Source organism: bacterium (assembly GCA_030646995.1).
In the GTDB taxonomy this organism is placed as follows: Bacteria; Patescibacteriota; Minisyncoccia; order UBA6257; family WO2-44-18; genus JAUSKF01.
Genome location: JAUSKF010000005.1, coordinates 1 through 25301, shown reverse-complemented (window position 1 = coordinate 25301; position 25301 = coordinate 1). Strand labels below are relative to the sequence as shown.

The window sequence follows — 25301 nt, the reverse complement described above, 5'->3', positions numbered from 1 at the left end:
ACCTTTCGGTGCGGGAACAATCACTTCACATACTCGAGCGCCTCTTTTGCCAACTCCTGAACTCGCTCGCCGTACTCTCCCGAAGCACCGTCGTCCGCGAGAGCATGAAGCGCTCCCTGAATCTCATCGGGCTTGGCCTCCTGCCGCTCCTTGCAGGCCAGCTTGCCGACGAACTCGGCACTGCAGGACTTCAGCATCCTCACCACCTTCCGAACCGGAATGAAAATCGAGTAATACTTACGCTTCCGCGCCGGCTGCTGCCCGCCTCCGCCCTTCTTCTTGCCCTTCTTCTCGTTGCGCTGAGCCGAACGATCGTAGCTCGCCATGCTGGCCTCCTTCCAAAATGGGGTTTTGTTTAAATGGCGCGATGCCATTTACTGGGATACAGTATAGCCGATTTTGCAGTCCCAGTCAATAAGCGGTAAGGTTAACTTTATGACTGGAGTCGCCACAAAAAAAGACTACTATCTGGTATCGATCATCGGCTTACTCTTCGGAGCTTTCGCCCTGCCAATTCTAGAAAACCTGCAGCCACCTCAATGGGAACTAACCTTGGCCAGCGGCGCGGTAACTATTATTGGATTTTTCTTGTTCGCTAATTTTTCAATGTGGATTGCCGGACTGATTGGTTTGCGGTCTCCGACGATGTTCCAGTTCGCCAAATACGGAGCAGCGGGAGCCTTAAGCGCGTTTATCGACTTGGGTATTTTGAATATTTTCAGCCTTATTTTTAAAGTTTATTCCGGCCCGCTGATTATTCTTTTTAATTCCGTCGGGTTTTTAATCGCCACCACCAACGCCTACTTTTGGAACCGCTTATGGGCTTTCAAGAAAGAGGGCGAGCGGCCAAATTTGAAAGAATATTCTCGGTTCATCTGTGTAACCTTCACCGGATTACTGTTAAACACAGGAATCGTCTATTTAATGACTTCTGTGATTGGAGCCCCCGAAGGAATGGGTGAGCCATTATGGGAAAACATCTCCAAATTCACCGCCATCGTCCCGAATGTGATGTGGAATTTTGTAGGATATAAATTCATTATCTTTAAGCCATAGCTATTGCAAAACTTCCCGTTTTTGTCTATTATATTTAAACGTTTAAATATTTAAACATTTCCCATGCCAATCACCCGTTCAGCCAAAAAAGCTTGGAGGCAGAGTCAGAGCCGCAGAACGCGGAATGTCTCCCAAAAGAAAACCTTGAAAGAGGCTGTTAAGGCTTACAAAAAAACTCCTTCTGCTGAACTCCTTTCCGTTGTATTCCAACAACTGGATAAAGCCGCCAAGGTAAACGTTTTAAAAAAGAACACCGCTTCTCGCTTAAAGTCCCGACTATCGGCTAAATTAACTGCTAAGAGCTAAATCGGTAAGAACCTCTTCGTATTCCAGCTTCCCGGATTTAATGGCCAGATCATAATCGGCCATTTTGTTTTTATTGCGCGCCATAGCGGCTAAAATATTAAAAATCTTAGGTAAATCTTCTGAGTGCATCAATCGCTCCAAAATCGGCAACTTCACACTCGCCGTCTTTCCATATTCCAATTGGCTGATTGCCGAAAAGAAATCCTGCTCACGCAAAACCGTTTCAGGATTGCCCCCCAAGGCCAACCTCTCGATTTCATTTACTAAACCCCAAGTGTCTTTGGCGTATTTCCAAATCAGGCCCTGCAAAAGAGAGTCGCTCAATTTAAAATCTCGCCTTTGCGCTTCGGCTTTGGCGAAGGCAGAAACCTGTGCCGACTCCAAATTATCAAACTCCTGACTGATGACTTCCGCTCCGGAAAGAATTTTAAAAGTCTTCGGCAGAGCTTTGTCGGCTACCACCGCCAAACTGATGGTCTTTGAGCCATCGGCGATTTTCAAAAGATTATTCACTTCTTTCGGCTCGGCCTCATCTGCTTCATAGACTATTCCAAATTTAGAACTATCAAATAAAGATTGAGTAGTAGAAAAATCCTTCAGCCGCTCAACCTCTCCCTTCATACTTAAATCAAAACGCTCCAAACCGGAATTACCGTGTTTATCGGTAAACTTTTCGGTAATTTCCTTTAATTTTTGCTGGCGCCGATAAGCATCGGGCCCATAAAGATAAATAAGCATTTTATTTCATAGTTTGGCACTTAGGGCAAAAATGCGCTGAGCGACCACCAATCTTCTTGCGCACAATCCCAGTGCCGCACCTTGGGCAGGGTTCGTCTTCTCGCCCATAAACACTTCTATATTCAGTATAACCTCCTTCTAGGCCGGCAGTGTCGCGAAAATCGCTGGTAGAAGTGCCACGCAATTTCACGGCTTTTGTCAGCACTTCTTTAATCGCTTTATAAATATTCTTTAATTCCGGTTCTTTTAATTTATTTGCCGGCCGGAAAGGATTAATTTTTGCTTTCCATAAAATGTCGTCGGAATAAATATTTCCAATCCCGGCGATGACTTCCGGATCCAGTAGAACCTGCTTGATTTTTCGATGCTCTGGTTTGATTACCTCTACCATCTTTTCATAAGTAAAACTTTTTTCTAGCGGCTCTGGGCCAAGCCGAACTAATTCCGGAAGATTTTCTATAACTTCTATTGGCCCGGCAATAATTTTGGCGAATTTCCGCAAATCGGAAAAGCCGAGCATCTGGCCGTTATCTAAATAAAAAATCAGATGAATATATTTGTTGTACGGATCCTCTACGATGGCCTTGGGCCATAACGGCACGACTTTACGACTAACGACTCGCCACTTACCAACAAGGAGATGCCCGGTCATTTTCAGATGAGCCAAAAGCATTTTCCCGTGAGTAAGATAAATCAAAATATTTTTCGCGCGGCGGCGAACTTCCACAAATTTTTCACCTTTCACAAAACCCTCAAAAACCGCCACGTGTTTGTGGGCAACTTTGGTCCTCGATTGATCCAGCGGGTCTTTAATCATCTTCGGCCAGTCAAACCAGACACCGGTAATTTTCCGGCCCACAATTTTCTTATTCAGGTCATTAACAACCGTTTGGACTTCCGGTAGCTCTGGCATAAATTACTTGTCTTTTTCTTCAACTTTTTCTACCATACCGGTCTCTTCGCCTAATTTTCGGAAGCTTCCCTTGCCATAAGTCTTTTCGAAAAGCCGAGCCACCGGCAAAATATTTCCGGTAACTTGGGCCTTGATAAACATTTCCATTATTTCTTCTTTGCTATCAAACTTTCCGGGATTCTTAATAAAAAGATCCTCAACTATTTTCTTCCCGGCCGCTTGCTCGTCTTGCCGAGAAATATCAAAAGGCTGCCCATTCTTTTTCCGCTCCTCAATCTCAGGGATAAACTTGGGGTCTTTGGATAAAACTTCATTAAAAAATCTTTGGGTCATATGGCCTACAACCGCCTCTTCTACACCATCAAAATAAGTTTTCTTGCCATCACGCGAAGTCACGATAAAGCCGTTGCGATATTTATCGAACCCAAAATTTCCTTCTTTAGTCTTTATCTGCCCTGCTTGATAAGCTTTGGCATGAAAAAGCTCGTGAAAAGTAACAAGAGAAAATTGGGTATCCGATGGGTCGCGATCTACGGCTATCTTGCCGCGCAGCATAGAGTGTGTGCCTACTCCAAACCTTCCCCCTGTCGCCACCTCAACGCCGCCCTCTTCTAGCACGTGCACGTTTTGCATAGGCAGTTTAATATTTTTCTCCCTGCCGTATTGCTGCATATACTTCCATACCGACTCGTCGCAAAAGTTAATTATCTCAACGTCTTTAGCGGTTTTTTCTAACTCGAACGGCTTCTCCCTGTCACCTGGCTGTTCAAAATATTTAGTAAAGTTCCGTTCAGCCATCTCCTGCTTATCCACGTGCTCGGTGGGTACTCCGACTAACTTATCCGCATGAGGCATCTCAAATTTTTCAGGCATAAAAATATTTTATAGTTCCGCCCAATTTTTACCCGAAGCGCTGTCCACCTTCAAGCTCACCGATTTTAAATCATAAGCCTCCTCCATTTCTTTTTTAATCAGGCTTTCTACTTCCTTTATATCTTTATCATCAACTTCAAATATCAACTCGTCATGAATAGTTAAAAGCATCCGGACCCGCTCTCCGAGTTTTTTGGAACTAATTAATTTATCCGCCCTAATCATCGCCAACTTGATAATGTCTGCAGCCAATCCCTGAATCGGCATATTAATTGCCGCGCGTTCAGCTTCAGAAGAGAAGCGCTTATTGGGATGATTAATTCCTGGCAAAAATCTTTTCCTGCCATTTAAGTTTTCCACAAATCCAGTTTTCCGCGCCTCAATGATTGTTTTCTCCTGCCAGATTTTCACGGCTTTGAAATCAGCGAAGTATTCATCAATAAATCTCTTGGCTTCCAAAAAAGGCAGGCCGCTCAACTGCGAGAAAGCCTGCGGGCCCATTCCGTAAATCACGCCGAAGTTCATCGTCTTTGCCACCGTGCGCATTTCCGGAGTAACTTTCTCCAGCGGCACGTCATAAACTTTCGAAGCGGTGAGCTTGTGAATGTCCCAATTCTTTTTGAAAGCATCAATCATACTTTCATCGCCGGATACCGCCGCTAAAACTCGCAACTCAATTTGGGAATAATCCAAAGCCAAAAAACTTTTTCCTTTATCCGCGATAAACCCTTGGCGAATCCTCTTCCCCCATTCGGAAACTACGGGAATATTCTGCAGATTCGGCTCATGCGAGCTCAAACGGCCGGTGCTGGCGGCTGTTTGCACGAAAGTCGTGTGCACTCGCCCGTTTTTATCCGCTAATTCCTGAAGCGGCCTTACGTATGTTGATTGCAGTTTGTACAACTCTCGATATTTCAAAATCGAATCCACAATCGCGTGCTCTTTTGAAAGTTTATTCAAAGTCTCCGCGTCGGTGGAATAAGCGCCAGTTTTTCTTTTGGGAACGCCGGCGGGATTAATTTTTAATTTCCCGAATAAAATTTCCGACAACTGCTTAGGGGAGTTGATATTAAACTCGCCGCCGGCCTCTTTGAAAATCTTCTTTACCGAGCCGGAAAGTTCGCCCTCAATTTCTTCGTCGAGCTTTTTTAAATACTCTAAATCCAACTTAATACCCACCTCGTGCATTTTTCCCAAAATTTCCACCAACGGTAATTCAATATTCCGATAGATTATATCCAAACCGGCATTTTCTAATCTCTGCTCAAGTTGAATCAAATTATCCGGCAAAGCCTGATGCTTGTCGGGATCCAGCAACCATTGGGCTAATTCAATTTTTTTCGCTTCGTTAATCATTTTTCTAGCTTCTCAATAAGACTTTTAAACCCAAGTGACTGGAAAAAGGTTTTTAGCTTTACTTTATCCAAAGCGGGAACTTTTAAAGATTCCAAGTCGCTCACGCCAACAGGGGCGTCGCGACGGATAGTCGCTAGGCGGCGGGAGAATATGGCTTCCTCTTTTTTGCCTTCAATTTTTTTTGCGATTTTAGGAGTGATAATAGAAATGTTTTCATAAACCTCTTCAATGGTTTTAAATTCTTTCAACAAAATTTCCGCTGTCTTCGGGCCCACTCCCGCGACGCCTTTGATATTATCGGATTGATCCCCCACAAATCCCTTATAGTCCGGCAACTGCTTGGGTCCGATACCGAATTTTTCTATGACCGCTTTTTCGTCGTAGATAACGGTTTCGGTAATTCCTGTTTTGAAAAGCTGACCAACAACTTTCTCGCCTTCCACCAGCTGAAGCACGTCACGATCGCCGGAAAGAATCACAATTTTTAAATCGGGCTCGTCTTTAAACATTTCTACAAACGAACCGATTAAGTCGTCGGCCTCAAAACCGGGGATGGCAAAAGAGCGGACGCCAAAAACTTCATAAACCAAGGGCGCCTTTTTTAACTGCGGGATTAAATCAGAAGAAGTCTCGGCTCGCCCGGCTTTGTATTCGGCATACTCCTTATCGCGGAAAGTCGGCTCTGGGGTATCTAGAGATGCGGCGATATAATCCGGCTTCTGCTCGGTGATAATTTTGAAAAGAGTATTAGACAAGCCATAGACTGCATTAGTCGGTGAACCGTCCGGTGCGGTGAACGGCGGGAGGGCGTGAAAAAATCGATGTATGAGCGCGTTGGAATCAATAAGAAGAAGGGTTTTCATTTGGTTAAATTATAACCGAAAACACAAAGAAATGCCGACCTTTAATCAAGGCCGGCATCTATCGATTGCGATAGCTGATACAAATCGTCCGGGTTGAGATCCGGCAACCGTTCTATTTTAAAACTCGTCGGCTCCCCAAAAATATTCCAACGAACCAAGATCTTGATATTATGGCCTTCTCTCGGAATGTAAGCGCCGGAGTCGTTCTGAATCCCCAGGGGCAGGACACAGGAGTACGTTGCCGCCAGTAGCCGCCCATCACTACGCAAAGGTTCGGCAAAATACGTCGAAAAAAAGTAACGGGTCCGCGGATTCTTTCCAAAAAGGTCCTCTGTCTCAACGAAGTCCAGCACCCCCTCAAAAAGCACTCGGGAGCTTCCACCAACGAACGTCAAAAAGATGAGTACTAGGCATAGCGCGATCAGCGCTAGCCCAAGGACGACGATGGCTAGCATAGGAGTCGCGCTCACTAGAACTAATTCGAGGTTATAACTATTTATTTCTTATTGCAATCGTTCTTTCGTTCTCTTTCTTGCCGTGAACGAAATAAACCCAAACGGAATCTCTCGGCAAGATATTTTTTATCTTGTCGGCCCACTCCACCAACACAATATTAGTCGGGTCGGCTAAAATCTTATCGAAATCCAATACATCCAACTCTCCTGCGTCAGACAATCGGTAAACATCAACGTGATATAGAAACTTATAACCAACAACTTCTAACGGGTATTTCCGGAAAATTAAAAACGTCGGACTAGGTAAGCGCCGTTTGATACCGAGCGCCTTAGCAAATCCCTGCGCGAAGGCCGTCTTACCCGCGCCCAAATCTCCAACTAATGCCACCACGCGAGCATGGTCTTTGTGCGGGCCAGATTTCAATATATCCTTAGCAATCTTCTCGGCCAGCTGATGAGTGTCGGATAATTTTTTAGAAACAATTCTCATGACTCAAGTAAAGAAGCCGGCACAGAAATACCCAAATGCTTATAGGCCTCGGCGGTGACTACGCGGCCAGCGGGAGTGCGCGCCAATAATCCCACACTCATTAAGTAAGGCTCGTAAACATCTTCTACGTTGCCGCGGTCATCATTAAGAGCCGCCGCCAAAGTTGCCGCGCCAACGGGACCGCCATTGAATTTTTTGATAATTGTTTCCAAAAGACGGCGGTCTTGCGGCTCCAAGCCCAGTTCATCAATCTCCAGCATATTTAAAGTTTTCTTTGCTACCTCCTTATCGATCACCGGCACGGAGTGCACTTCGGAATAATCCCGGACACGCTTCAATAACCGATTGGCTACGCGTGGGGTGAAACGAGAAGCAACGGCAATCATCCGAACCGCCTCCGCATCGATATTCAAATTCAGAACCTTTGCCGAACGTTTAATAATTTCTTCTATATCCGGCATTTCGTAATAGTCCAACTTGAAGGACGCGCCGAAACGGGAGCGGAGAGGCCCCGAAAGCAGACTAGGTCTGGTGGTAGCGGCAATCAAAGTGAACGGAGGAAGGTCCAAACTAAGCATCCTCGCGGCCGGCCCTTTACCGACTATTAAATGAAGCTTGCGGGCCTCCATCGCCGGATACAAAACCTCCTCAATAGATTTATTCAGCCGATGCGCTTCATCGATAAATAGAACATCGTTCCTTTCGAGGTTAGTAAGCACGGCCGCCAAGTCTCCCATTTTCTCCAAAGCCGGCCCGGAGGTGATTTTTATATTCGCTCCCAACTCTTTCGCAACCAGATGCGCCAGCGTGGTTTTCCCTAGTCCGGCCTGCCCATAAAAAAGAAGGTGGTCGCAGGCTTCGTCGCGTTTTTTAGCGGCCTCAAGGATAATTCTTAAGTTTTGCTTCGTTTTTTCCTGCCCAACATAATCCCCCCAGCTGGTCGGGCGTAAAATAGAATCAACTGTAAATTCTTCAGTCGGCAATTTGTTTTCCATAGGGCTTGACCAATTTCTACTATATTATACTATTTCTCCCTGTACGCTACTAAGCCATTGACAAACGGATTTCTTTGTGCTAGAATGGCTGGAGTTGAAAATATTGATCTGTGGGCGGGAATTTTCTTTAGCATATTGGATGGTTTGGCTTCGGCTGAACTTCTCCTCGAGAGGATTCTAACCTTTCCTGAATTTATTCAGAAAAGCCTTTATATATCTCCCGACTTACCTCGGGATTTGCCCACAGATCAATGTCTTCAACTCATTAACCAGCGGAATAGCCGCTGGTTTTTGTTAATATGCGCGCTACCACTTAATCGGTCCGGTAACACCCTCCACTTCATCGAAAGTCGTGATTCCAGAGATAGTTTTTAGAACTCCATCCTGTTGCATTGTTACCATTCCCTGTTTGATTGCGTAATGCTGGATTGCGGCCTCGCCGATCTCCGGATTGATTATTTCCTCCAAGCCCTCGTCCACCAAAAGCAACTCCATGACCGCCACGCGGCCTTTATAGCCGATTCCTACACACTTCAGGCAGCCTTTCGGTTTAAATATCTTTATTTTTTCGTAGTCCTTCCTATCTACTCTTTTCGGCAAGGACGTAAAAAAGTGCTTTAGTTTGCTCTCTATTTCGGCAGATGGTTTTTCCGCTATCTTACAGAACTCACAAAGCTGCCGGACTAACCGTTGAGCGATTACTAAGGACAGAGCAGGGCCTAAGCTGGCTGTTTTTACGCCAAGATCTAGAAACCGAGGGATGGCGCCGGCGGCAGAGTTGGCATGCAGAGTCGAGAAAACTAAGTGACCGGTCAGAGCGGCTTGGACGGCAATGTCACCGGTTTCTTTGTCGCGCACCTCACCAACTAAAATGACGTCCGGGTCTTGGCGCATAATGGAGCGCAAGCCGGAGGCGAAGTCATAACCGGCGTCCGCGTCCACTTGGGTCTGTTCCACTCCCTGCAGGTGGTATTCGATAGGATCTTCGATAGTAATCATCTTTGTCCCGCTGGAAAGCTTGCTAAGCAAGAAGGCGTAGAGAGTCGTGGTTTTGCCTGAACCGGTCGGTCCGGTATTAAGCACCATTCCATTGGGTTTCTTTAACTCTTCCTGAATGATTACCAAATCATCTTTACGCAAACCCAATTGAGCGAGCGTAAGCCTGATGGCCGAAGGGTCTAAAATACGCATTACAATCGTTTCGCCAAATTCTGAAGGAATAATGGAAACACGCATTTCAACATCCACGCTTTCTAACCCGATAGTAAAGCGGCCGTCTTGCGGAGTATTCGTCACGTTAAGTTTTAAATTGGAAAGCAGTTTAATTCGGGAAACTAAAAATTTGTAAATGCTGGTGGGGAGATCCGGGATGACATCATGCAAAAGTCCGTCGATTCGGAAACGGAGGCGCACCCCCTTCTCTTCGGACTCAAAGTGAATATCAGAGACTCGGTTATTTAGAGCTCCGGCGAGCACTACTTCCAAAATGAGCCCGGTCGGAAAAGTTTTAAAATCAAAAGTCGCAATCTCTGTTTTAATCTTTTCAAGGTCGGTCAATTTCTGCTTCAGTTCGGCAACCCTACTCGCCTCAATAGCAACTTTGCCGGTAATTTCATCAGTTTCCGGAGGAAGAAATTTATAAAAACTCCAAACGTGATTCAACCCGCTCGCTGATGCCAAAAACAGCTTCGCCTTCCTGCCGGCATCCTCCAGTCTTTTTAATAAATCCGCCACTCCTGCCGCCTTCGGGTCAAAAACCGCCAAAGCCACCTCTCCCTCTTTTAATTGAAAAGGGGCCACTAATAAGCGGCGCGCCTCTTCTTCTTTAACTATTTTAAGGGCGTCTATTTGTACGGGAGCGGTGGCTAAATTAAGATATGGCAACCCCACAGATGAGGCCCGATTTTGCGCGTCTCTTTCTTCGGCTTCCCGCCGTATTTTTAAAAGCTGTTCATCCAAAGTTTTTAACGCCTCCACCATTAATTTCAGAATATTCTCAAAATAAGTCCCTGTAAACTAGGGGTTCTGCCCTTATTGACATGCCGGTTAATATATGCTATATTAACGCAGTTATTAGGTCTTTGAAAAAGAGGCAAAAACAACCCAATTTTAAGAGGTGTCACGTGGGAAAGATTCTCTCGGTTCTACTGATGATTGTGCCCTACTTTTTGTGTGGCTGTGGAACCATCACCGGAAAGATTGGTGGATGGTCAATCTTCTCGGCGACGGCCACCAATTGGACCGTCGTGAACAACACGGCAGACGCCCGCTTCGTCATTCTGTTGAACGGAAAAATCATCAACAGAAAGAATGAAGCTGGAGATTATGTCTACGTGCTTCCGGGACAGGATTTTTCCTTCAGTGCCCGCAATTTTTCGGATAACCGGAAAGAATACTGTGCGGTCGTTAAGGCGTACGACGTCGACGACAAAATGATCGGTGTGACCGAATCTTCATTCTCTCTGGAAAAATACCAGGCGGACTGTGAGACGTGGGTGATTAATACCCGCGACTTGCAGGCAAGAAAATGACGGAGACTTAAGCCTTTGTGGGCCTGCCTGCGGTAAGCAAGTTCAACTCCCACCTCGGCCATCTTCCGGAAGCACAACGCTTCCGGAAAAAACACCCCCCCCCAGTCAAGGAGTAGCTTATGCAAGACGTCATCGTTCACGACATCGTCACGTTGGTCGGCATCTCGGAGTTGGCCATTTCCGGAAAGGGAGCGAGTATCGTGAAGAGTCAGCTCTCTGGTACGATTCAGGACGCTATGGAACAGTTCATGGCCGGCGAGGTCACGAAAAAGGATGGATTCCGGATCCTCTCCCTCGCACAGAGTCAGTGCTACAACCCGGAAAAATCTCGGGTAGATGTGACCATCACGATTGCCTTTTCTTTCGTGGGGAGTCACATCGAACGGCCGAGTCAGAAGTTCGAGCCAAAGAAAATCTCCGAGTCCGATTCGAAGAAACCCGGCGAGCGAGAGACGTCGAAGTTCGCCACCCGGCCACCGGCGGTACGTCAGCCAGACGTTCAGGCCCAACAGAGCTTGGGAGTGCTGATTGCAGAACTAGTGGAGATACCAATCGCTCCCACTGCTCTGCCTACCAGGGCCTCGAGCGTTCCGAGGGTACGCTCCGAAGGGCCGATCCCGACCTAACAGAAAACACAGCCCCCCACGCGAAAGCGTGGGGCTTTTTTTACCTACTGCTCCAAATTTTCAATTCAAAGAAGCAGAAAATTTGGTTAGCAGTAGCAATCCTGAGCGTAGCCCGGTGCCAAAATATTTTGGCACCGGGCGTAGCGTAGGATTACTTTAACCTTGCCCAACGGGCTGCTAATCTTTAGAATCAAGACATGTCCGGCCATAATAAATGGAGTCAGATAAAAGATAGAAAGGGGGAGCAAGACGCGAAGAGAAGTCTTTCCTACTCTAAACTGCTAGCAGTGATTGCTCTGCACGCTAAATTAGATCCGAATCCGGATACCAACCTCAAACTTCGTTCTGCTATTGAGCGAGCCAGAGCCGGAAATGTGCCATTAGACAATATCAACAGAGCAATTAATAAAGCATCGGAGGCTAAAGATCTCACCGAGGTAACAATTGAAGCTTATGGTCCGGAAGGAGTCGGAATAATCATCGAGGCGATTACCGATAACAGCAATCGAACTGTTTCAGAAATCCGCCACCTACTCGACGAGAAGGGAGCGAAAATGGCTACCCAAGGAAGCGTGATGTGGTCGTTTGATCCGCCAGCTGGCGGAAACGGAGAATGGAAGGCGAAATTCACCCAAGCCATGACTCCGGAGGGAAAAACAAAACTGCTATCTATTAAAGAAGCGCTCGGAGAACATAACGACGTTCAAAACGTTATGACCAACGAACAGCTATAGTTAAAAACTAATGCGCATATTAGGAATAGACCCGGGAACTTCCAGAATCGGGTTCGGCTTGATCGAAACGGCCGGCGGACTTCGCCTGATTGACTATGGAGTAATCGAGGCCCGAGAAAAAACTCTTACAGAAAAAATAGCCAATTTTTCAAAAAAATTCGAAAAACTACTCAAAGACTCAAATCCGGAATTGGCGGCGATTGAAAAAATCTTCTTTGCTAAAAATCAAAAAACCGCTATGGCAGTAGCGCAGGCCCGTGGAGTATTACTGGCGGCTTTAATAGCAAAAAACATCCCGATTGTTGAGTATGGCCCGACTGAAGTTAAATCAAATGTCGCCGGCAATGGCCTCATAGACAAACAGGGTGTGGCTAAAATGGTGAAAAGTATATTAAAAATACCGGAGCTAAAAGGCTATGATGATGCGGTAGATGCTATCGCCATCGCCCTGACTGCCGCCAGTCATCAAAAGCTGGAGCGGGGGTTGACAGCAAAATAAACCGATATATAATCTTTTTTATTATTTAGTAAAAAAAATATCAAAGGTCGCTCTATGAAAAAATCAACAATGGAAGAGGAAAAATATCTTTTAAATATGGCCGGGGACGATCTCGACCCGATGGATGAAGAAGAGGATGCCGATGCCGATGGAGATAAAGACGATTTGTTAGTTGATGACGACGAAGAAGGAGAAGAGAAAACGGAAAGTGTGGAAAAGCTTAAGGAAGAAGAATTGTCCAAAGAAGACGAATTCTAAACCTAACGTAAAGCCCTCGAGTTGAACTCGGGGGTTTTACGTTATAATATAGGCAATGCTCAAATACTCTAGTATGAAGAAGTTTTTAAAGTTTTTAGTCAAATTTCCTCTTAAACACTACCGATATATATTGACAGTAATAGGCGGCCTGCTGTTTGTCGGCCTAGCTTATTTCTTTTTGCTTATAAAAGACTTACCCGATACGGACATTCTAGTCAGCCGTCAGGTTTCTGAATCTACGAAGATATATGACCGTACCGGAGAAACATTGCTTTATGAAATACACGGAGAAGAGAAGCGCACCATCATTCCATTCGAAGAGATCCCCGCCTATGCAAAGCAGGCAGCCATCTCCATCGAGGATGACAACTTCTACAACCACGGAGCAGTAGACTGGAAAGGAATCCTGCGTGCCTTCGGGGTAAATTTACTCAAGGGGCGCATAGACCAAGGCGGCTCCACTATTACCCAACAGCTCGTAAAAAAAGCCTTCTTAACCGACGACCGCACGGTCACTAGAAAAATAAAAGAGCTTTTTTTGTCTATTAAACTTGAGAAAGAATACACTAAAGATGAAATTTTAAGTCTTTATTTAAATCAAATTCCTTATGGATCAAATGCCTATGGCATCGAAGCGGCTAGTAAAGCTTTTTTTGATAAAAACGCCAAAGATCTGAACCTGGCAGAGGCGGCTCTTTTGGCGAGTTTACCGAAGGCGCCTTCTTATTTTTCTCCATATGGAAGCCACGAAAAAGAACTATTGGCGCGCAAAAATACGGTTCTGGAAAAAATGGTCGAGTCCGGATTCATCACCGAGGAGGAAAAAGAAAAGGCCCAAAAATTCAAATTTAAATTTTCACCAAACTTCACGACAATCAAAGCTCCTCATTTCGTGATTATGGTCCAGGATTATCTGAATAATAAATATGGTGAAGACTTTGTCCGAACGGCCGGATTAGAAGTGATTACCTCTTTGGATTGGAAATTACAGGAACAGGCAGAAAAGGCCGTCGAGGAGGGAGCACAAAGGAATGAGGAGTTGTACGCCGGAAAAAATGCAGCCTTGATTGCCCAGGATGCCAACACCGGCCAAATTCTGGCCTTGGTAGGCTCGAGAAATTATTTTGATACCAAGGCGCAGGGGAATTTCAACGTCGCGGCTCAGGGCTTGCGACAGCCGGGTTCTACTATCAAACCCTTCGCTTACGTAGCGGCTTTTAAAAAGGGCTACACGCCCGATACGATCGTTTTTGACGTAGAAACGGAATTCGACAACACCGGAAACCCGGAGAAAAGCTACAAACCTCAAAACTTTGACGAAATATTCCGCGGCCCGGTAACTTTACGCCAGGGATTAAGCCAATCTATAAACATTCCATCTATCAAAACCTTATACCTGGCCGGAATAGATAATTTTTTAAAACTGACTAAGGCTTTCGGAATCACCACTTTAACCGAAAGAAGTCGTTACGGACTATCACTGGTTTTAGGAGGAGGCGAAGCTAAATTAATTGACTTAGTAAATGCCTATTCTGTTTTCGCCCAAGATGGAATCAAACATACACAAAGCCTAGTTCTTAAGGTTTCCGACAAAGAGAGAATTTTGGAGGAATATTCTGACCAACCGGAAAATGTCATCGAGGCGCAATACGCTAGAATGATTAACAACATCCTCTCCGATATAGAAAGCCGCTCTGTACTTTTCCAAAACAGCCTAGGTTTGACGCTTTTCCCTAACCAAGAAGTTGCTTTGAAAACCGGCACAACCAACGACTATCGGGACGCTTGGACTATCGGCTACACAAAATCTCTCGTAGTCGGAGTTTGGGCAGGCAACAACGATAATACTCCGATGCAAAAAAGAGGTAGTAGTCTTCTGGCCGCTATTCCGATGTGGAGTTCTTTTATGAGAGAGGCTTTAAGAGAAATGCCAACTGATTCCTTCGCTCAACCAGATCCTATTTATGTGGAGAAACCAATTTTAAAAGGAGAATATGTTGTCAATTATTGGTTTGGCAGTGAAAAGATTCCGCAAATCCACGATATTTTATATTATGTCAGTAAAAATAATCCCCTCGGACCTTATCCGAGCGAACCGGAAAACGATGCCCAATTCTTAAACTGGGAAGACCCAACTATCGCTTGGGCAAAAATTAATATTCCTAATTTTGATCAGATATACAACAAACCGATTCCTGCCGGAGCTTATATTAAAAGCGAATCAGAAAGTAATCTTACTTTAGACCTCGTAACCCCATTAAACGGCAGCTTTATCAGAAATCCTTTAAATATCGTGGCGAATATTAAATCCGCCAATAATATAAAAAAGGTAGAAGTATTCTTCAACGATAAATTAATAGACCAACAAGTCAGCCAAGGAAAAGAATTTGTTTACGTAAAAAACTTAAATTTATCCGACATAGAGCTTCAAAATTTCTTTAAATTGACCATTACCGATGATCTCAACAATAAAACCTCCCGGGAATTAATACTGTACAAGTAGTAGCGAGTAGCCGGTAGTAAGTAGTAAGTAGAAAAACATAAGAACAAAAAACCGGGCCTTACAACCCGATTTTTTTATTTCTTTTTTCCTTGCTTACTACTGTCTACTTTCTACTTTATCTATACCGTCTTGATGGGCATCAAAATATAGAAATAAGATGCATCCTCAACCGGTTTTATTACTGACGGTTTATTAGTGTCATTAACACCGAAAACCAAATTCTCGTTGTCGATAGTTTTCAAACCATCCAAGAAATAACGCCAGTTAAAAGATATCTCATCGAACCCTACTCCTTTTAACTTAACCGGAATCATATAATTATTCTCCCCTAAATATTGACTAGCGGAATAGACTTCCAGAACTTTCTTATTTTCATTAATTTTTAGTTTCACATCGTTTGTCTTACCGGAAAAATTACTGGCCAACTTCACCGCATTCACTAATTGATCTTTATTAATAGTAATTTCGTTATCAATAGACTTAGGAATGATTTGCTCATAGTCCGGGTATTCCCCATCAATCACTCTGGAAATCAATTCAATATCTTCATTCCGGAAAAGTATTTGATTAGAGTCTACATATATTTTAATCGGTTGATTTTCCGGAAATATCTTGATTACCTCGCTGATAGTCTTTAAAGGAACAGTAACTTTAAACCCTTGGTTAAAATTAGTTTTAAATTGATTATTATTAATCACTTTTTGAGCTAACCGAAAAGCATCTGTTGCCACTAATTTTATTTGTGTTATCTGAAAATCCATCAAAACCCCGCTAATCTCCGGACGAATTTCTGATATTTGAGCGGCATTTAAAACTTTATATATAGAATCTTTAAAGAAAGTGTTATCAATCTCAATAAAACTATCCTCATTCTCCATTTTAGGAATTATCGGAAATTCTTCCTGATTAACCCCTTGAATCTTAGCGCTGTAATTATCGGTTTTAAAAATTAAATTATTCCCTTCAGTTTCTAGAGTAATTCTTTCATTATCACTATTATTCACAAGGCTATAAAAAGTTGAAAAAGGCACAGTTAAACCTCCTTCTTCTATTATTTTCCCGGAAGTCATTTTAGTAATCGCTAAATTAAGATTAGTGGCGGCAATTTTAATTCGATTATTGTAAGTTTTTAACAATACATTTTTCAATATCGGCAAACTACTATTTTCTGATACAGCCTTCTCCACTGCCGACAGTGATTCTTTCAAGTTTTCTTTTAGTATTATTATTTTCATAAGATAATTAGTAGTAGTAATAGGGACTGTGGATTTGTGTACAACTTTTCTTTATTTGAATTTTTAGCCGATGGAACCTGACACTTTAACTTTCTCTTTTCGAAACCGACTGTGGATTAACTGCCAATATTCTCTTAACCCTTTGTTAACTTCTCTTTAATCATCATGATTTTATGGTTTAAATTTTGATTTTTATTCACATCTTGTGAGATTTTCTCGAAAGCGTACATCGCTGTAGTATGGTCTCTTTTCCCCACCTTCTCCCCAATAAAAGGAAACGAAAGATCTAAAACGTCACGCAGTAAGTACATTGCAATTTGCCGTGGTTCCACGATTTCTTTCTTCCGGCCGCGCCCTATCAGGTCGGCTGTCGGCACGTCGAAGAATTCAGCGACGACTTTTATAACTTGAGCAGGATTCAGATTTTGTTGGATGGGAGATTGCACGTTTTCACTCACAATTTGCTCGGCAATTTTCAAAGTGATGTCCTGATTCTTTGTTTGTTGATAGAAAAGGATCCGATTTAATACACCCTCCAACTCTCGAAGATTCTTTTTTACCTTATTGGCGATCAAATCAAGAACCTCCGGAGACACGTTAATCCCTTTTTCTTGAGCTTTTGCCTTCAAAACTGCCACCCTAAGCTCATAATCAGGTTGGCCGATATCAATAATCATTCCGCCCTCAAAACGCGAGCGTAGGCGCTCTTCTAGGGTCGGAATGAAGCTTGGGGGGCGGTCGGAGGAGATGATTATTTGCTTGTTGTTTTCATATAAAGCATTGAATGTGTGGAAGAACTCCTCCTCGGTCCGGGTTTTGCCGCCGATAAACTGAATGTCGTCGATAATTAAAATATCAATCAACCGATATTTTTCTTTAATCGTTTCCATCCGCTTGTTGCGCATCGCCCAAATCACTTCGTTGGTGAATTTTTCAGACGGCACGTATTTCACTTTTATTTTATTTTGGTAGGTGCTTTTTGCTTCGTTGCCGATGGCTTGAATTAAATGGGTTTTCCCCACGCCAACGCCGCCGTGTATAAATAAAGGATTATATTTTCTTCCCACGTCTTTAATAATCGCCTGCGCGGCCGCATAAGCCATTTCGTTTGATGATCCAACTACGAAAGAGTTTAGAGAATACTTAGGATTAAGATTTGTCTCGGGATCGATTCTTAATTCATTGAATATTTGCTGGTTGTTCTGGTTGGAGGACTTGGCTTTGGACTCAGCTATCTTAACCGCGGCCTCGAGGTTGTTGTGGACTATAAAATCTATTTTTTTAGTGCTGTCGTCGATATTGCGCAAGGCTCCCAAGACGATTTTGTAATATTTATCCTGCACCCAGTCTTTGGCGAAGTTACTTTGGAGACCAACTAAAGCGGCTCCGTCTTTTTTATCTATCAAGCGGCTATTTTTAAACCAGGTAAGAAAATTTGGTTTAGAAAGTTGAACTTCTATTTCTCCTAACGCTGACTTCCAGAGTTCTTCTAGTTCCATGATTACAGTTTAGAGAAATTTTTAATAAAGAAGAAAGCGATTGATTTAGTAATATGTTAATTATATGTGGATAACTATTTTTATACAACGATTTTTTAAAAACTTGCTTTTTTTCTCCTTTTGAGATTAAATAAGTGAACTATGTCGAGAACGTATCAACCCAAAAAGAGAAAGCGAGCGCGTACGCACGGTTTCCGAAAGCGGAGCCGCACTCATGGAGGCCGCCGAACTCTTCAAGCTAGACGCAGAAAGGGCCGCAAGAGGCTAACCGTTTAGGTTAGCCAGTATTAAGTATCTAGTATTAAGTAGTCAGTATAGGATTTTATACAGAATACTGAACACATAATACTTAATACTATTTTTGAGCAATGATTGCTAAGAAATTCAAGCTTCCTATACAACTTTTCCCCGGTAAACGGGGAAAGTTGTTTAAAAGCCCTAATTTCACTCTTAAGGTGTTTCCCGCAGACCTGCCCTTCAGCCGGTTTGGGGTTACTATTAGCGCCAAAACCGCCCCCAAAGCGGCTAAACGCAACTTGCTCAAACGTACCCTCTTTAATGACTTTCGGATTCATGGAAAGGATTTACCCGTCGCCGATTATTGGATCACCATTCTTGCTCCAGCCGTTGGGTTGGCGAATGGCGCTTTCGTGGAAGAGCTCAAACGGCTCTTAAATGTAGCCTCAGAGTAGTAGCCGACCCAGCTGTTCCATACTTAATACCGACTACTATATACTTAATACTTGAAGTTCTATGGGTAATTTCTTCAATATAATTTTATACCAGCCGATGTTTAACGCGCTGGTTTTTCTTTATAAGTATGTAGCTTTCGAAGATCTTGGAGTGGCGATTATTTTACTGACTGTTCTGATTCGTGGCGTCCTTTATCCTCTCTTCTATCATAGCTTCAAAAATCAGACGCTGATGCAGAAGATTCAGCCGGATATTCAGAGAATTCAACACGACCACAAAAATGATAGGGAAAAACAAGCGCAGGCCTTGATGGCTCTCTATAAACAGCACCAAGTTAACCCTTTTTCGGGATTTTTCCTGATATTGGTCCAGTTGCCGATATTGATAGTGCTTTATCGGCTATTTCTAGCCGGTTTGTCCCCCGAGTCCTTTTCTAACCTCTACTCATTCATTTCCGCCCCGGACACCATACATAACATCTCTTTGGGCTTGATTGATTTGAAGAGCCGAAGTATATTGATTGTAGTTTTAGCCGCCGTTTTACAGTATTTCCAAGGGAAGTTGAGCCTGCCAAAGAAGTCCGGCAACGACGACTCGCCGATGGCGAGAATGTCGCGGAATATGATTTTCATTGGGCCGGTGCTTTCGATAGTTATCTTAAGTAGTCTGCCATCGGCCATCGGCCTTTATTGGCTGACCTCTTCCGCTTTCTCTATATTTCAGCAGTTATTAATTAATAAATCTTTAAGAAAAAATGACGGAAGAATTCAAAACGAAAATAAAAACAATTCTGGATCTGCTCGGGCTTAAAGAGCCGAGCGTAGACTTCAACGCGGAGGCTCGCAAGGTTATTGTGTTTGTAAATGAGGGTGAGTGGATTAAAGAGCACCTCCCGTACTTAGTTGCCGATTTTGAGCGATTGGCTAATTTGCTCGCGAAAAAGCACGGCATTGTGGAGAACTTGTTTGTGGATATCAACAACTACCGCAAAGAGCGGGAAAACCTGATTGTGGAGTTGGCTAAGGCAGCCGCGAGGAAGGTTCTCATCACCAAGGCGGAGGTTAAGTTGCCGGCGATGAACTCTTATGAGCGCAGGCTTATCCATATGGAGCTCGCTACCCGTCCGGACGTGAAAAGCGAAAGTAGTGGCGAAGGAAAAGAGAGATTCGTGGTCGTAAGGCCGATATAAATAGTGATTAGCCACTAGCGACTAGTAATGGGAGGGAATAACGCCCCGATTTCATCGAGGATTCTCGGCAAAGCCGGAACGAATTAAAGAGGTAATATTGCGAATAAAGAACCTCCCCGCCAACGGCGGGGTTTTGTTTAGAGGGGGAGGGAGTAGAGTTTGTGGTCGAGGTCATTCAAGAACAGCAATTCGTTTCCATGGATGGTTAGTCGATCGGCTAAGAAGTTGTCGGCCGGCAGTTTACTGAAAATATCGAGGCGCTGCCGAGTTTCTAAATCCGTAGATAAAAGAGCATAGACTTCCTCATCGCGACGCAGAGATTTTTTAAGGAAATTATCCGGTAAAAAGCGGAGAGGTAGCGAGTTTTGATTTTTTACTGCGGCGCAGAATAAAAGTGGTTGCTCAAACGCGCACTTAGAAGGGATGGTTTTTAGATTAATTGTGGCCAGGGTTTTATTGTCCAGATCCACCACGCTTAGCTGTTTGCCGAGCCATTCAATTCCAACCTTATATTCCGGGAACCAACGGACCAGCAAACCGTCTCCAGTGGCAATGTTTTTCACAGCCCCACTCTTAATGTTGTATGACAAAATAAATCCCGCATATTGATTAGAAGGGCGAGTTTTTAGATACACAACGTCCTGCCTAACCCAGTCCAAATCAAGGTCATATTGCGCAATCTTTAATATCTCAACGGACTTCTGCCCATTAAGAGTAAAGATGTTTAATCTGCTGTTCGCGCCGCTATTCTTCAGGTAAACAATTCGATTATTTGAACTTGGATCCCAGGCGGCGGCCGTTGTGCCCGACGGGAGTGGCGAAAAAGATTTAGTGCCACTTTTAAAGATGGAGAAGGTCGGGTTTTTAGAGTGCCCTATGGCAATCAATACCGCGGAGCCATCAAAAGAAGGTTTGATATAGGCCAGATCACTGAAAGATTGGGGTGTAATTTGCTGCTCAATTCCATCGCTGCCGATTTTGAATATTTGGCCTTGAGGATTGATGTAATAAATCTCGGAGGTCAGTTTATTGATCCAAAAATCAAAAACTTCATTTTTAGAAACGGCAATCGGGGCGGCTGGCTTACTTGGTTCCTCTGACCCGCTGTCGGCTGGACTGGGAGGCAGAGGAGCGAAAGAGTCGGAGGCGAAATATTGCCAGGCAAAATAAGCGCCGATTATCATTGTAAGAGCTATTGCCGCCACGAGTGTTATTTTTAATTTCTTATTCATTCCTGTTATGTTATTTCGCAGTTGCCTTTTGTTTTTCGAGAGCAGCTAATTGGGCCTGATAACCGGAGAGGGCGTTTTGTTCATATGTTAATTTCGCCCGAGCCGCAGCGAGTTGTTGTTTTTCATATTCTAAATTATTTTTGGCATCAACATCGCCCTGACTGTAGGGGTTGTAAAAACTCCCTATTTGTTTGTCGTAGGCCTTTTGTTTATCAGCTACCGCCCGCTCCTCCGCTTGCACGTCTATGGCGGCCTTAGTGACCACATCTTTTTGGCCGGCGACTATCGCCCGATAGAGAGCAATTTGTTTGTCTATCGGGCATCCATTCTTACATTCTTCTGCAAGCCGGTCCCGCTCCGCGTTTTGTATGGTCTTGCTTTGGTTAGCCGCGGTCCAAGCTTTTCGCATATCTTCGTTGTAAGCAGAGAAGTTAAATGCAGGATCCAGAACCGGCTTAAGCGTTTCTAATTCCAAAGTTGTCAGCTTCGGGTCGATCGTCCGTAATATCAAAATTGATCCCAAAAGCATCACTATTCCAAGAATTGCATTTAAAATCATATCTTTGGCTTCGCTTTGAGCGGAGACGTTACCTGCGGAGGTAGTCCATTTCAATCCGGCAAAAACGATAATAGCCACTGCCGCTAACCCACCTGCGCCTAAGGCAAAATTATAAAATGCGAATATGTATTCGACCGGATTGGCCACCTCTTGGTTGGATGTGCCGTCGAAAGGTACGATTAGGCGGTATGGTTGGTCTTCTTCCGCAAAAACAACGCCGGTTAATGCGATAAAGATCAAGAAGGTAATTAAAATTCCTTTGTTCATTTTTTCGTTACGGTAATGGAGGCGCCGGCTGTTTCTAGGGGATCTTTGCTGTTAGTAGCTTGTAATTGGATTTCAATATCTTCTCCCACAGGGAAGCCGGAGGTATCTAAATTGAGAATGTCGGGTTGAGCGGGGTTGGATTGTTCGGGCGCTAAGCCGTTAGCAGACCAATTGATAAGGGCTTGTTGGAGGTTTTTGATGTTGAAAAAATATAGAAGGGCGCGGAAAGTATTTTCGCCACTGTAGATAGCCGCCTCCGGGTCTGTCATTGGAATAATCAGTGACTTGGCGATTGGCTCACCGCCTTTATATCCGATAACAGTCACTTCAACCTCCTGGTCCCCCATTACGCCCTCGGCGATGAATGAAATATTTTTTAGCCCTGTTCCCGATTTTAAAGCGTCGCCGTTGATGAGCCAGCGAATTTCTTTGTCGGATAAATTAGCCAGCCGGCCACCATCAAGAATCTCTAATGCCAAATCGATATTCGTTTCGTTACCAGGTAAGGCCTTGCCTAGATATTGGGGAGGCACATAACTATCAGCCCTCCAAGTGACGATGAATTCAGGGACGATTTGAGCAGCTCCGGGAATAGCCAATAAAGCATAGCCCAAAGCCAACAGCACTAGAGGGTATTTCGACATTTTAAAAAATTTGTTCATTTGCTCTATCGTGCGGCATTCGGATCGGAAGCCATCGGAACGTCTTTTGAGTCCTTCGGAAAGCGAGCCATTGGGACCGCCTCCTCCGCCCCCGGCCGGACTTCAGCCATCGGGATTCCTGTCTGCCCCTTCGGGAATTGGGCCATCGGAATCGTTGAGGTTGATTTGCCTGCAACCGCCGCGCCTGATAGAGACCCTTTCGGATTTCTGATGTTAATTTTCGAAGCAACATTGGTAATTTGAGCCGTCGCGCCGCTGGGATTTCGGTCGGCCGAGATTACCATTAGCACCCCGATTGTTCTCAAGGGAAGCGCCCCGACGTAGGGTATCAACTCGGCCATATTCATTGCTATGTCATACCCGGCCTTAGATACCCCTTTAATTCTAAAGTAAATCTGGGTAACAGGAAACGTTAAGATATCCAGAATGAAAAAATCGTCTAATGCAAAGAAAACCAATATTATTCCGATAATGTCGGTTAGGCCAATGTAAGCAACCAGCAGGAAGGCTTCCGCGAGAGATATTTTGGGCTCATGTTCCATCCCTGTATTTTACCATTTCTGTTTTGCCTGTTTTCAACTAGTCGCTAAACTCTAGTCGCTAGTCGCTTTTTTACCTCTGCTCCAAGAGCTGTTCCGGCTTGGTGGTGATGACTTGGTCTTCGGTGTAGGAGGCGATAATCTGAATGGCGACATGATTCGGCCCAGCGAAGAACAATCCTTGGCCGACATTGGCTTCCAGAAGGAGGCTCTTTTCGGTTTCGGTGAGGCTGAAGGTTTTGGCGACCAAGTCAATCATAGCGGGAGATTGCTTAAGCAGAAGCTGGAGCGAAGAGTTGGTCACAATCGGGCGGCCATAAGGAGAATTCACGAAATCTTCCACGTCTTGAGTAATAGTGGTGATGCCCAGGAAATATTTACGGGCGCGTTTTACCAAGCCGAATAAGAATGACGCGCCATCTTTGTATTTCATCATCCACCACGCCTCATCAATAATCATTACCCGCTTCTTTAATTCAGCTCTGATAAGGTTCCAGATGAAATTTAAAATAATATAGATAGCAATTGGCCGGAGCTCATCTTCTAAATCGCGGATAGAGAAGACAATCAATCGGTTGCGGATATCAATGTTGGTGGCGTGGTTGGTAAAGCCGGCGTAGCTTCCTTTCGTGAAGCGATACAGTCTTTCGGCTATTTTCCGCCCACCCTGCATATTTTCGAGAACCGTTTGCAGGTTTTCCAAAAGTGGCGGGGTGGCTTTGGAGAAATCTTTTCCGGCTACGATATCAAAAGCGGCATAGGTTTCAGAGATTGCTTGGTCGAGTAGGGATTCTTCTTCGGTATTTATCTCACCCAACATAATTTTCAAAAGACCCGCCAAATTCACGATGTGGGATTTTAATACATCAGCTGGGTTTTCTCCTTCCGGCACAATCGGGATGTCAAAAGGATTGATGTGGTTGTCGGAAGCAAGGGAAATTTTAAAGAAGCTTCCGCCCACTGTTTTTGCCATGGATTCATACTCGTTTTCGGGGTCGATAATCAATACATCGGTGCCGGTCATCAGTAGACGCAAAGCCTCAAGTTTGGTGGCATAAGATTTGCCGGCGCCGGACTTAGCGAAGACCACTAGGTTGGCGTTTTCCAAAGAGAAGCGGTCGAAGATAATTAGCGTATTATTGTTCCGGTTCACGCCGTAAAGCAGACCTTCATCTGAAGTCAGGTTCGCGGATACAAACGGGAAAAATGAAGAAACTGGCCCGGAGTTTAAGGGTGTGTGGATTAGAAGATGGTCGGTGCCGAGCGGGAAGGTAGAGGTGATGCCGTCAATCTGCTGGAAAGTCGCCGGTTTGGCATAAATAAGCTTACTTTCAAGTTGATAGCTGATTTTAGACTCAAGTTTATTCAAGTCTTCAATGGTGTCGCCATAAAGAGTCATATACACGCCTACATTAAAGAGGTGTTCTTGGCCTTGTTGGAGGGAGTCGCGCAAGGATTCAATGTCTTGGAAGGCAGTTTCCAGCATCGGGTTGCGCACCATTCCTTTGGATTCCTGCTCCTGAAGCTCGGCTTGGATTTGGGCCGTTTTTTTGCGTAGATTTTTTAAAGCGAGGGCGGTGTCTACGGGGTGTACGAAGATAGAAATATCCAGCAAGTCGGGCATATTAATAATCGGAGCGAACCAACCGGTCGCCAAGAATCTTGGATAAGTAAAAATGAAAAGGGTTTTTGCGAATTTCCCTCCAATTTTTACATAGTTACTATTAACTTCGGCTGCCGCGGGGGCGATCACGTCAGCGATAGTTTTTCCGCTGAATTCAGTCTTAGCAATTTCTAGAGTTCTTTTTTCAAAAGATTCGGGATTATATAAATTATAGAAGAGCTCAATTAGGGCTTCATTGTCCAAAGTCAAAGTCTGCAACCCTATAGAGCTTAATCCTCCGGCTACCCGCTCCACTCTTTGGTTGAGTTGGTCGAGATTGTGCTGGAAGTTTTTTTCTATATCTTCGGCTTGAAGCGCTTCTTGATCCAACTTCTTTTTTTTGAAAGGGCTCAAAATCTTTTCTATTAACCCGGAGGCGCCACCAATTTGTACCGGAGCGGGGTCGAAAGAAACCACCATGAAAAACGTTTTGTTCATGATCGGATTTTGGCTCACGAAAGAATGGATGAATTCACGGTAGCCAGCTAGCTGGGCTTTTAAGAGTTCATTAGACTCCTCCTTCTCCTCTCTTTCTTGGAGGCGTTGAAGGTAGGCTTCGATATTCAG

At 44.3% G+C, this 25301-nt stretch carries 29 protein-coding genes; 12 read left to right on the top strand and 17 right to left on the bottom strand.

What is annotated here, in order from left to right:
- Positions 1-20: 20 nt before the first annotated feature.
- Positions 21-326, bottom strand: coding sequence for a hypothetical protein (locus Q7S83_02635; GenBank protein MDO8467016.1), 306 nt, complete (start codon positions 324-326; stop codon positions 21-23).
- A gap of 109 nt (positions 327-435) precedes the next feature.
- Between Q7S83_02635 and Q7S83_02630 the strand changes: the two genes are divergently transcribed.
- Both Q7S83_02630 and rpsT read left to right on the top strand, forming a co-directional pair.
- On the top strand, positions 436-1056 hold the full coding sequence (locus Q7S83_02630) for a GtrA family protein (protein ID MDO8467015.1): 621 nt from the start codon (positions 436-438) through the stop codon (positions 1054-1056).
- Between the two features lie 63 nt (positions 1057-1119).
- Positions 1120-1362, top strand: a complete 243-nt coding sequence (gene rpsT, locus Q7S83_02625; protein MDO8467014.1) for a 30S ribosomal protein S20 — start codon at positions 1120-1122, stop codon at positions 1360-1362.
- On the opposite strand, the gene Q7S83_02620 is transcribed toward rpsT, so the two are convergent.
- The 9 genes from Q7S83_02620 to Q7S83_02580 all read right to left on the bottom strand — a co-directional run bounded on the left by Q7S83_02620 (position 1345) and on the right by Q7S83_02580 (position 10025).
- Positions 1345-2100, bottom strand: a complete 756-nt coding sequence (locus Q7S83_02620; GenBank protein MDO8467013.1) for a hypothetical protein — start codon at positions 2098-2100, stop codon at positions 1345-1347. The two genes, rpsT and Q7S83_02620, sit on opposite strands and share 18 nt — an antisense overlap.
- A gap of 1 nt (position 2101) precedes the next feature.
- Entirely contained in the window at positions 2102-3013 is a 912-nt protein-coding gene (mutM, locus tag Q7S83_02615; protein ID MDO8467012.1) for a DNA-formamidopyrimidine glycosylase, read from the bottom strand.
- A 3-nt stretch (positions 3014-3016) separates the two neighbouring features.
- On the bottom strand, positions 3017-3886 hold the full coding sequence (locus tag Q7S83_02610) for a hypothetical protein (protein MDO8467011.1): 870 nt from the start codon (positions 3884-3886) through the stop codon (positions 3017-3019).
- Between the two features lie 9 nt (positions 3887-3895).
- A complete protein-coding gene (locus Q7S83_02605) occupies positions 3896-5242 on the bottom strand; it encodes a DNA polymerase (protein ID MDO8467010.1) in 1347 nt (448 codons plus the stop codon).
- Complete coding sequence (locus tag Q7S83_02600; GenBank protein ID MDO8467009.1) at positions 5239-6105, bottom strand: 5'-3' exonuclease H3TH domain-containing protein; 867 nt, start codon at positions 6103-6105, stop codon at positions 5239-5241. The genes Q7S83_02605 and Q7S83_02600 overlap by 4 nt, the downstream gene beginning before the upstream one ends.
- Positions 6106-6146: 41 nt before the next feature.
- Positions 6147-6560: a hypothetical protein gene (locus tag Q7S83_02595; GenBank protein MDO8467008.1), complete on the bottom strand. Its 414-nt coding sequence runs from the start codon at positions 6558-6560 to the stop codon at positions 6147-6149.
- A 37-nt stretch (positions 6561-6597) separates the two neighbouring features.
- Entirely contained in the window at positions 6598-7050 is a 453-nt protein-coding gene (gene tsaE / locus Q7S83_02590; GenBank protein MDO8467007.1) for a tRNA (adenosine(37)-N6)-threonylcarbamoyltransferase complex ATPase subunit type 1 TsaE, read from the bottom strand.
- Positions 7047-8045 carry a Holliday junction branch migration DNA helicase RuvB gene (gene ruvB / locus Q7S83_02585; GenBank protein ID MDO8467006.1) on the bottom strand — a complete coding sequence of 333 codons (999 nt, stop codon included), beginning with the start codon at positions 8043-8045 and terminating at the stop codon, positions 7047-7049. The genes tsaE and ruvB overlap by 4 nt, the downstream gene beginning before the upstream one ends.
- Before the next feature lie 306 nt (positions 8046-8351).
- Positions 8352-10025, bottom strand: a complete 1674-nt coding sequence (locus Q7S83_02580; protein MDO8467005.1) for a GspE/PulE family protein — start codon at positions 10023-10025, stop codon at positions 8352-8354.
- A 143-nt stretch (positions 10026-10168) separates the two neighbouring features.
- On the opposite strand from Q7S83_02580, the gene Q7S83_02575 reads away from it, so the two are divergent.
- From Q7S83_02575 to Q7S83_02550, 6 genes are all read left to right on the top strand, one after another.
- Complete coding sequence (locus Q7S83_02575) at positions 10169-10576, top strand: hypothetical protein (protein MDO8467004.1); 408 nt, start codon at positions 10169-10171, stop codon at positions 10574-10576.
- Between the two features lie 119 nt (positions 10577-10695).
- Positions 10696-11202 carry a hypothetical protein gene (locus Q7S83_02570; protein MDO8467003.1) on the top strand — a complete coding sequence of 169 codons (507 nt, stop codon included), beginning with the start codon at positions 10696-10698 and terminating at the stop codon, positions 11200-11202.
- A gap of 197 nt (positions 11203-11399) precedes the next feature.
- Positions 11400-11936, top strand: coding sequence for a YebC/PmpR family DNA-binding transcriptional regulator (locus tag Q7S83_02565; GenBank protein ID MDO8467002.1), 537 nt, complete (start codon positions 11400-11402; stop codon positions 11934-11936).
- Positions 11937-11946: 10 nt separating this feature from the next.
- Positions 11947-12435, top strand: coding sequence for a crossover junction endodeoxyribonuclease RuvC (ruvC, locus tag Q7S83_02560; GenBank protein ID MDO8467001.1), 489 nt, complete (start codon positions 11947-11949; stop codon positions 12433-12435).
- A 54-nt stretch (positions 12436-12489) separates the two neighbouring features.
- On the top strand, positions 12490-12693 hold the full coding sequence (locus tag Q7S83_02555) for a hypothetical protein (GenBank protein MDO8467000.1): 204 nt from the start codon (positions 12490-12492) through the stop codon (positions 12691-12693).
- A gap of 73 nt (positions 12694-12766) precedes the next feature.
- Entirely contained in the window at positions 12767-15196 is a 2430-nt protein-coding gene (locus Q7S83_02550) for a transglycosylase domain-containing protein (GenBank protein MDO8466999.1), read from the top strand.
- Positions 15197-15315: 119 nt separating this feature from the next.
- On the opposite strand, the gene dnaN is transcribed toward Q7S83_02550, so the two are convergent.
- The gene (gene dnaN, locus Q7S83_02545; GenBank protein MDO8466998.1) at positions 15316-16431 is read right to left on the bottom strand and encodes a DNA polymerase III subunit beta; all 1116 of its coding nucleotides are present in this window, start codon (positions 16429-16431) and stop codon (positions 15316-15318) included.
- 134 nt (positions 16432-16565) lie between these two features.
- Positions 16566-17930: a chromosomal replication initiator protein DnaA gene (dnaA, locus tag Q7S83_02540; protein MDO8466997.1), complete on the bottom strand. Its 1365-nt coding sequence runs from the start codon at positions 17928-17930 to the stop codon at positions 16566-16568.
- A 141-nt stretch (positions 17931-18071) separates the two neighbouring features.
- On the opposite strand from dnaA, the gene rpmH reads away from it, so the two are divergent.
- The 4 genes from rpmH (at position 18072) to Q7S83_02520 (ending at position 19812) form a co-directional block, all read left to right on the top strand.
- The gene (gene rpmH, locus Q7S83_02535; GenBank protein ID MDO8466996.1) at positions 18072-18206 is read left to right on the top strand and encodes a 50S ribosomal protein L34; all 135 of its coding nucleotides are present in this window, start codon (positions 18072-18074) and stop codon (positions 18204-18206) included.
- A 92-nt stretch (positions 18207-18298) separates the two neighbouring features.
- A complete protein-coding gene (locus tag Q7S83_02530; GenBank protein ID MDO8466995.1) occupies positions 18299-18622 on the top strand; it encodes a ribonuclease P protein component in 324 nt (107 codons plus the stop codon).
- A 61-nt stretch (positions 18623-18683) separates the two neighbouring features.
- Complete coding sequence (locus tag Q7S83_02525; GenBank protein MDO8466994.1) at positions 18684-19433, top strand: YidC/Oxa1 family membrane protein insertase; 750 nt, start codon at positions 18684-18686, stop codon at positions 19431-19433.
- The gene (locus Q7S83_02520; GenBank protein ID MDO8466993.1) at positions 19378-19812 is read left to right on the top strand and encodes a R3H domain-containing nucleic acid-binding protein; all 435 of its coding nucleotides are present in this window, start codon (positions 19378-19380) and stop codon (positions 19810-19812) included. Before Q7S83_02525 ends, Q7S83_02520 begins: the two co-directional genes overlap by 56 nt.
- A 137-nt stretch (positions 19813-19949) precedes the next feature.
- Here the strand turns inward: Q7S83_02520 and Q7S83_02515 are convergent, their stop codons facing one another.
- From Q7S83_02515 to Q7S83_02495, 5 genes are all read right to left on the bottom strand, one after another.
- Positions 19950-21044, bottom strand: coding sequence for a hypothetical protein (locus Q7S83_02515; protein ID MDO8466992.1), 1095 nt, complete (start codon positions 21042-21044; stop codon positions 19950-19952).
- 10 nt (positions 21045-21054) lie between these two features.
- Positions 21055-21870, bottom strand: coding sequence for a pilin (locus Q7S83_02510; GenBank protein ID MDO8466991.1), 816 nt, complete (start codon positions 21868-21870; stop codon positions 21055-21057).
- Positions 21867-22514, bottom strand: a complete 648-nt coding sequence (locus tag Q7S83_02505; protein ID MDO8466990.1) for a hypothetical protein — start codon at positions 22512-22514, stop codon at positions 21867-21869. The genes Q7S83_02510 and Q7S83_02505 overlap by 4 nt, the downstream gene beginning before the upstream one ends.
- A 23-nt stretch (positions 22515-22537) precedes the next feature.
- Positions 22538-23074, bottom strand: a complete 537-nt coding sequence (locus Q7S83_02500; protein ID MDO8466989.1) for a hypothetical protein — start codon at positions 23072-23074, stop codon at positions 22538-22540.
- 70 nt (positions 23075-23144) lie between these two features.
- Positions 23145-25301: ATP-binding protein (locus tag Q7S83_02495; protein MDO8466988.1), on the bottom strand; the 2157-nt coding region annotated here is incomplete at its 5' end.